Consider the following 5,048-nt stretch of genomic DNA (forward strand, 5'->3'; position numbering starts at 1 on the left):
GGGGGGGGGGTTGTTCCCACCCCCCCCGGGGTCCTTGGTCTTGGTTGTTGGGGTCCCCGTCGGGGCCGTGTGGGGCGCCTTTGTCACCCACCACAACTGCATGATCGACCGGGGCCGGCCGCGATCTTGCACGTACTGCCCCGACACAGGGGACATTCCACGCTTTTCGGCGACCGGCACTGCGAGATCGACGCGCCGGGGCGGGACGGGGTTAGACCAGGCGTAGGCGGGCGGCGCGGATTCGGGTCAGGGTGCGCTCGCGACCGAGCACCTCCAGCGACTCGAACAGCGGCAGGCCCACGGTGCGGCCGGTGACCGCGACCCGCACCGGCGCCTGCGTCTTGCCGAGCTTGAGGCCCCGCTCGGCGCCGACCGCCTCCAGCGTCGACTTCAGCGACTCGGCATCCCAGGACTCCAGCGCCTCGAACGCCGCGACGGCGTCGTCCAGCAGCTCGGCGGAACCGTCCTTCATCGTCTTGGTCCAGGCGGCCTCGTCGATCAACGGCGAGGCCAGGAAGAGGAAGTCGACGTTCGGCACGATCTCGCTGAGCACCGCGATCCGCGTCTGGGCCAGCGGCGCCACGGCGGCGAACGCGTCGGCGTCGAACTCCTCCGGCTGCCACGGCGGCGGCGCGATGGTCTCGGTGCCGGTCAGCCACGGCTGGCAGGCGTCGATGAACTCGGCCACCGGCAGCGCGCGAATGTACTCACCGTTGAACGCGCGCAGTTTCTTCTCGTCGAAGAACGCCGCGGAGAGATTGACCTCGTCCAGCCGGAACTCGTTCTCGATCACCGACCAGGGAACGATCTCCCGGTCGCCGGACGGGGCCCAGCCGAGCAGCATGAGGTAGTTGCGCATCGCGCTGGCGAGGTAACCCTCGTCGCGGTACGCCTCCAGGGCGACCTTGTCCCGGCGCTTGGAGAGCTTCTGCCGCTTCTCGTTGACCACCACCGGCACGTGCGCCCAGACCGGCGGCTTGACCCCGAGGGCTTCCCAGAGCAGCTGCTGCTTGGGGGTGTTGGGCAGGTGCTCCTCGGCCCGGATCACGTGGGTGATCCCCATGGTCATGTCGTCGACGACGTTGGCCAGCAGGAAGACCGGCGAGCCGTCGCCCCGGGCGATGACGAAATCCTCGATGAGCTTGTTCTCGAAGGTGGGCTCACCACGGATCAGGTCGACCACCACCGTCGTGCCCTCGTCCGGCGTACGGAAGCGCAGCGCGTGCCCCGGACCCGGGCCGAGGCCCTTGTCGCGGTGGTAGCCGTCGTAGCCCTGGTACTGCGAGCCGGTGCGGGCCTGCACGTCCTCGCGGGTGCAGTCGCAGTAGTAGGCGCGGCCCGACTCGTACAGGCGGGTGGCGGCGGCCCGGTGCTCGCCAGCGTTCTCGGACTGGAAGTACGGGCCCTCGTAGCTGCCCCGGGAGATGCCGATCCAGTCCAGCGCGGAGAGGATGCCCTCGATCCATTCGGGCTTGTTGCGCGCCGCGTCGGTGTCCTCGATACGCAGCACGAACACGCCGTTCTGCTGCTTGGCAAAGATCCAGTTCTGCAGCGCCGAGCGGGCGCCGCCGACGTGGAACATACCGGTCGGGGAGGGGGCGAAGCGCACACGTACTGTCACGTCCCCCAGCCTACGGCGGTACGCGACTGCTTTCCGTCACCGCCCCCTGGCTCACGCGACTGAGCGGATCTTGACGACCAGGGCGCTGCCGAGCAGGGTGACCACGGCGGTGACCGCGTAGAGCGTGGGGTAGCCGCCCAGATACACCACGAGCGGGGCGGAGAGCGCCGGGCCGAGCACCTGCGGCGCGGAGTTGGCGATGTTGATGACGCCCAGGTCCTTTGCCCGGTCGGTGGCCCGGGGGAGCACCTGGGTGATCAACGCGGCGTCCACCGAGAGGTAGACGCCGTAGCCGGCGCCGAGCAGCAGCGCCGCGACGATGGCCATCGGCCAGGTCGGCACGACCGCGAGCAGCAGCGCCGCCACCGCCATGATCAGTCCAGAGGCGATCACGTAGACCTTGCGGCGGCCGGAACGGTCGGACAGCCGGCCGGCGACCACCGCGGTCAGCATCATCCCGAGCGTGTAGAGCAGGATCAGCACCAGCAGGCCGCCCTCGGGGTCGGGGTGGCGCACCCCGTCGCTGAGGAAGTACAGCAGGTAGAGGGTGCCCAACGCGTTGCCGAGCTGGACCAGGAACCGGGTGATCCAGGCCCAGGCGAAATCCGGGTGCCGCCGGGGGCTGATCCACATCGAGGCCAGCAGCGCCCGCGTCCGGATCACCGGCCGATGCGTACGCGGTAGTGGTTCGTCGGGGGTGAGCAGCGCGAACGGCAGCGACAGCAGCAGGATGGCCACCGCGATGGCCAGGTAGCCGGCGGCGTTGCCGGTGACCACGGCGGTGACCAGCACCGCGCCGAGCACAAGCCCGAGCGCCTGCGGGATGCCCACCCAACCCGAGACGCCGCCGCGCTGGCGCACCGGGACCCGGTCCGGGATGGCGGCGGTGAGGCTGGCCAGCATCGCGTTGAAGCAGACCTGCGCGGCGACCCAACCGAGGGCGATCCCGAGGATGGTCCGCTGCTGGGCCAGCAGCACCAGGGCTGCCGCGCCGAGCACGGCCCCGCCCGCCGTCCAGACGTGCCGACGACCGAGTTCGCGGCCGGCGATCCGCAGGCAGGTCCGGTCGGAGAGCGCGCCCGCGAGGGGGTTGGCCAGCACCGCGGCCAGCGCACCGAGGCCGGTGACCACGGCCAGCATGTTCTCCTTGTCGCCGGGCGCGATGTGCTCGATCTGCTGCGGCAGCAGCACCTGAATGGGCGTGAAGAACGCCATCCACACGCCGAGGTTGGCCGCGAAGATCAGACCGATCCAGCCGCGCCGCACCGGCACCGTCGGCTCGGCGAGCGCCGCCGGCAGTGACGCCGGCGTCGGGTCGAGGGTGGTCACCGCGCCGACCCCGGCCGGCTGGCCGCGATCACGTCACGCAACCAGGTGTACGACGACTTCGGCGTACGGGTCTGGGTGGCGTAGTCGACGTGTACCAGGCCGAAGCGTTTGGTGAACCCCTCGGCCCACTCCCAGTTGTCCAGCAGCGACCAGACGAAGTACCCGCGTACGTCCACCCCGTCGTCGATGGCGGCCCGGACCGCGCGCAGGTGCCCGTCCAGGTACGCGATCCGCTCCGGGTCGGCCACCTGCCCGTCGGCGTCGGGCGCGTCGTCGTACGCGCAGCCGCTCTCGGTGATCTCGATGGGCGGCAGCGCGTCGCGGTACGTGTCGCGCAGCCAGCCGAGCAGTTCGCGCAGCCCGTCGGGGGCCACCGGCCAGTCGAAGGAGGTTCGCGGGTAGCCGTCCAGCGGGACGAGGTCGAACGGCAGGGGTGAACCCTCCTCGGCCGCCCGTACACCGGTGGGGTTGTAGTAGTTGACCCCGAGCACGTCGATCGGCGCGGCGATGGTGTCCAGGTCGCCGGGGTGGATGACGCTCGGGTCGAGGCCGGGTATCTCCGGGTAGCCGCGGCCGAGCAGCGGGTCGGTGAAGAGCCGGTTGTGCAGCGCCTCGTACGCCGCCCCGGCGGCCCGGTCGGCGTCGCGGTCGCCGAGCACCCGCACCGGCGAGTAGTTGTTGGCGATCGCCACCGGGCTGGCGGTGTGGGCCCGCAGCGCGGCGACCGCGAGCCCGTGCCCGAGTAGTTGGTGGTGGGCGACCGGGAAGGCGTCGAACAGCAGCATCCGGCCGGGGGCGTGCACGCCCATGCCGTAGCCGAGGCTCATGTGGATGAACGGCTCGTTCAGGGTGATCCAGAGCCGGACCCGGTCGCCGAGCCGGGCGGCGGTCAGGTCCGCGTACTCGGCGAACCGCGCGGCGGTGTCGCGGTGCAGCCAGCCGCCGGCGTCCTCGAGGGATTGCGGCAGGTCCCAGTGGTAGAGGGTGGCTACCGGGTCGACGTCGGCGGCCAGCAACTCGTCCACCAGGCGGTCGTAGAAGTCCAGGCCGGCGGCGTTCGCCGGGCCGGCGCCGGTGGGCTGGATCCGGGGCCAGGCGATGGAGAACCGGTACCCGGAGACGCCCAGGCCGGCCAGCAGCGCCACGTCCTCGGTGTGCCGGTGGTAGTGGTCGCAGGCCACGTTGCCGCTGCTGCCGTCGCTGATCTGCCCGGGGGAGTGCGCGAAGGTGTCCCAGATGGACGGGCCTCGGCCGTCGGCGGTGGTGGCGCCCTCGATCTGGTGGGCCGATGTGGAGACGCCCCAGCGGAAGCCGGTGGGGAACTGGGGCATCGGTGCGGTCGACATGCGCCCTCCCGGTCAACGTGAAACGTGCTCGGGACTTTAGGGCGCTCTCGATGAATGCGCCATAGGCCGGCCTGGCGCAATGCGCAATGGTTGATCGGCGTGTCTTTTTCCGAACCCGTCCTGGTAAGTCCGATTTAGCGCATAGAGTGCCGATATCGTGGGATGTCCTCACCGGAGGAAAGACGGAAATGATCCTCGTGGAACGCAGTGCGCACGTGGCGGCGCCAATTGAAGTGGTCTGGGATGTCGTCCAGCGGGCCGAGCAGTTGCCGGCCTGGCTGGCCGGGGTCCGCGCGGCCGAAGTGCTCTCAGGAGAGGGCTTCGGACGGCGACAACTGGTCCAGGCGGGGCGCGGCTCGGCGCATGAGGCCGAGGTGATCGCCTACCAGGAGCCGACGCTGATCGGCTGGCGGGAACGGGCCAAGGGCGCCGGTGCTCGTGCGGAGGCGCGCACCGAGATCTACGTCCAGCTCACCAGCGACGACGAGGAGGGCGGGACCATCGTGCGCCTCATCGTGGTCCGCTGGCCGGCCGGCCCGGTCAAGGCGGCCCTGCTGCGCCTCGGACTGCGTCGGGTCGGCGCCGACCTGGAGGACTCGCTGGCCCGGCTCACCGACCTGGCCGCCGTCGGCTGACGAGCGCCCATCCTCCCGGCGTCACCCGCGACGGCGGTGGTCCGGATCCCCGCCAGGGCCCCCCGGCCCCCCCCGGGGGCCGCACCCGCTATGGGCCCGGGCGGGGGGCGCGGGCGC

The 5,048-nt window shown here is 71.3% G+C and carries 4 protein-coding genes; 1 reads left to right on the top strand and 3 read right to left on the bottom strand.

Annotation, left to right across the window (positions count from 1 at the left end; all coding sequences use genetic code 11):
* Window positions 1-211: 211 nt before the first annotated feature.
* Genes gltX through ABZU52_RS23990 form a run of 3 tightly spaced genes read right to left on the bottom strand, consistent with a single transcriptional unit; the run spans window position 212 to window position 4,296 of the window.
* Window positions 212-1,621: a glutamate--tRNA ligase gene (gene gltX / locus ABZU52_RS23980; protein WP_354973221.1), complete on the bottom strand. Its 1,410-nt coding sequence runs from the start codon at window positions 1,619-1,621 to the stop codon at window positions 212-214.
* Window positions 1,622-1,672: 51 nt separating this feature from the next.
* Window positions 1,673-2,950 (bottom strand): MFS transporter, encoded by a 1,278-nt coding sequence (locus ABZU52_RS23985; protein ID WP_354973222.1) that lies wholly within the window; start codon window positions 2,948-2,950, stop codon window positions 1,673-1,675.
* Complete coding sequence (locus tag ABZU52_RS23990; RefSeq protein ID WP_354973223.1) at window positions 2,947-4,296, bottom strand: GH1 family beta-glucosidase; 1,350 nt, start codon at window positions 4,294-4,296, stop codon at window positions 2,947-2,949. Before ABZU52_RS23990 ends, ABZU52_RS23985 begins: the two co-directional genes overlap by 4 nt.
* Before the next feature lie 188 nt (window positions 4,297-4,484).
* Here ABZU52_RS23990 and ABZU52_RS23995 point away from each other — a divergent pair, with 188 nt between their 5' ends.
* Entirely contained in the window at window positions 4,485-4,931 is a 447-nt protein-coding gene (locus ABZU52_RS23995) for an SRPBCC domain-containing protein (protein ID WP_354973224.1), read from the top strand.
* The last annotated feature ends 117 nt before the right edge of the window (window positions 4,932-5,048 follow it).

Source organism: Micromonospora sp. NPDC005220, from assembly GCF_040607895.1.
Taxonomy (GTDB): Bacteria; Actinomycetota; Actinomycetes; order Mycobacteriales; family Micromonosporaceae; genus Micromonospora.